This window comes from Psittacicella gerlachiana, from assembly GCF_003585965.1.
GTDB classification, from domain to species: domain Bacteria; phylum Pseudomonadota; class Gammaproteobacteria; order Enterobacterales; family Psittacicellaceae; genus Psittacicella; species Psittacicella gerlachiana.
On record NZ_NRJF01000235.1, the window covers coordinates 1 to 2785 of the forward strand.

1 protein-coding gene and 2 tRNA genes are annotated in these 2785 nt (G+C 32.9%); 2 read left to right on the forward strand and 1 reads right to left on the reverse strand.

Annotated features, from left to right (window positions below; translation table 11 throughout):
• Positions 1–87, forward strand: a tRNA-Leu gene (locus CKF59_RS07070).
• A 53-nt stretch (positions 88–140) separates the two neighbouring features.
• Positions 141–227, forward strand: a tRNA-Leu gene (locus CKF59_RS07075).
• 293 nt (positions 228–520) lie between these two features.
• Here the strand turns inward: CKF59_RS07075 and CKF59_RS07080 are convergent.
• Positions 521–2218 (reverse strand): 5'-nucleotidase C-terminal domain-containing protein, encoded by a 1698-nt coding sequence (locus CKF59_RS07080; RefSeq protein ID WP_119535234.1) that lies wholly within the window; start codon positions 2216–2218, stop codon positions 521–523.
• Between the last annotated feature and the right edge of the window lie 567 nt (positions 2219–2785).

The following is a 2785-nucleotide window of genomic DNA, read 5'->3' on the forward strand; positions in this document are numbered from 1 at the left end:
GCCCGGGTGGCGGAATCGGTAGACGCAAGGGATTTAAAATCCCTCGAGGGCAACTTCGTGCGAGTTCAAGTCTCGCCCCGGGCACCATTTATTCTACTAAGCAGATCAAACAAAAGCTAAACAAAAACTTTTATCTCTACGCCCGGGTGGCGGAATCGGTAGACGCAAGGGATTTAAAATCCCTCGAGGGCAACTTCGTGCGAGTTCAAGTCTCGCCCCGGGCACCATTTTTTCGTAGAGATTTAAAATAACCTTAGAAAAATAATTTTATTATTAAAAATTACTTTTTTAAGTTTATTACAGTTTATATTTTATCTCTTTTTTTTATTAGTAAGTTTTAATTTTATCATATTTTACTCCTTATTTTTACTAGACAGTCTTTAAAGACTGTCATTTTTTTTGCACAAAATTATCTTGAGCAAATTTTCATTCTTTATGATCGCAATTAAACTAAATCTTTTCTTTCATAAAATTTATAAAAGACAGTCCTGAGACTGTCTTTTATCTATCTAATACTTAATTATTTTACAAGAGTTGGACCTTGAAGTGGAAGTTTAGCAACATCAACTACAGGATTTCTTGCAAAGTATTCAACAAATGCTTTAGCGTCATTATAACCTGTATCTACATAAGTAGGGTTATTTACAATTACAGGATAATTATCACCACCATTAGCTAAGAAGCTTAAAACTACAAGTTTATAAGTTTTGTCATCAGCTAAAGGTTGGTTATTAATTTTAACATTACTTACTACTCCTGTTTCAGGATTATAGTCAAATGTAACTCCAGCATATTGTGGGAAACCACCACCTTGAATACCAGCTACTTTAGTTAAGTAATCAACCACTTCTTTAGAAGTTAAATCTACAGTAGTTAAAGTATTAGCAAATGGTTGTACAACTAAAATATCACGATAAGTAATATCACCTGCAGGTAAAGCCGCACGAAGACCACCAGAGTTGATAATTGCAAAATCACCTTGAGCGATAGTTCTTTGCGCTTCAGCTGCTAAATAACCTAATTTAGTTAACTCACCACGTGAAGTTGTTAATTCTTCAGTTAAATTACCTACTTTAATTTTTAATGCTTGGTCACCTTTATCTTGGTAAACTTTTAAGGCATCATAAACTTCTTGGTTTGCTACAACTGGAGTTGCTGCATCTTCATAATAAGTTTTACCTTGAGCATCTTTTAAGCGATTTTTTAAGTTAACTGGAATTAATTCGTAGCTTACTAAAGTAGATTTACCGTCTTTGATTTCAAATTCAGCTTTACCTACATAACGTCCCCAGTAACCAGCTTGAACAATAGGTGCTCCATTTGAATAAGGAACTTTACAAGCATCACCTGGTTTATAATTTACTAACTCCCCTTGATCATCCACACAAGCGATTACGTGAGTGTGACCTGACACAAATAAAGCTACAGAATCTTGTGGTAATTTTTGTGCTAAAACATAATCACCATAAGGTTGAACCCCATGATTACCATTAGGATAATATCCTAAGTGGCTTAATGAGATTACTACATCAGCTTTACCATTTTTCGCTTCAGCATCTTGTTGTGCCGCTAAGAAAGCTTGAGCAGGATCAGTGAAGTTAAAGTTTTTTGTATGTACAGGGTTTGATTGTACTTTAGTTGATGGAGTAGTTGTCCCTACCACTAAGAAACTTAAACCATCTTTATTAAAATAAGCGTATGGTTGATAGAAAGGAACTGGTTTGCCATCAGCACCAACGTAATCGATATTAGCTGATAATAATGGAGCTTGTAACCAATCTTTTTGTAACTTCATTTTATCTTCAGTTACATCAAACTCATGGTTACCCACTACAACTGCATCAAAACCAATGAGGTTCATCCCACGGATATCAGGTTCTGCAAATTGTAAATCAGATTCAGGAACTCCAGTATTAAAATCTCCAGCATGTAACACAACTACTGGCTCACCTTTAGCTGCTGCTTCTTTACGTACATTATCAACGATAGTTTTAATGTAAGCAAAACCACCTTGCCCACGGTTATCTTCCCAGAAACGACCATGAGTATCATTTACGTGAAGAACAATATAACGAGTTGGTTTTTGCTGTGCAGCTTCTTGAGTTTGTGAAGCAGGAGTGGTTTGTGCAGTTTCAGGTTTACAAGATGTTAAACCAGTTAAAGCTAAACCTAATGCTGTTGCTGTTAAAACAGCTTTGAGTAAAAATTTAGTTGCCATGTACACCCTTTAAAAATGGTCACAAAATTATTCAAAACAAACAAAAACTATTTTAAGAGCTAAAAGTAAAATAGCAACTAGAGATTAAATATCTGGAATCATAGCTTAAAGCTATGCTTACAAATACTATTTATTTTAATTTTTTCAAAAGATTTAAGAGCATGAACACTTTTGAAACATAAAATAATCATCATTACTATTTTCAAAAATCCAATCAAAAATTAATTTTTAACTGTATCTTTTAAGAACTGTGTTAGACCCTTAAATTTCCCATAGTATAAAACAATTTTTTCTTTTTATAAGAAAAAAATCTAAAAAACATAACATTTGCCATATTTTATTGGAAGAAAATGATTAAAAACTTTCATTTGTCATATCATTTTAAAACTTTGACTAACAAAAGCTTTACCCCTAAAAAAGCACATTTCTAATTTTTCTCGCCTATTTTTTGGATAAATTAGTTGTTTGTATAAAAACTATCTCACTAATAACTAATAGTAGGGATTTACTTACATTGCTTGTGCACTAATTAAATGACAAATGCGTTTAATTTTTTTCTTAATAAAA

Coding starts and splice junctions, on each gene's coding strand:
- CKF59_RS07080 (WP_119535234.1), bottom strand. CDS start 2,218: ATGGCAACTAAATTTTTACTCAAAGCTGTTTTAACAGCAACAGCATTA.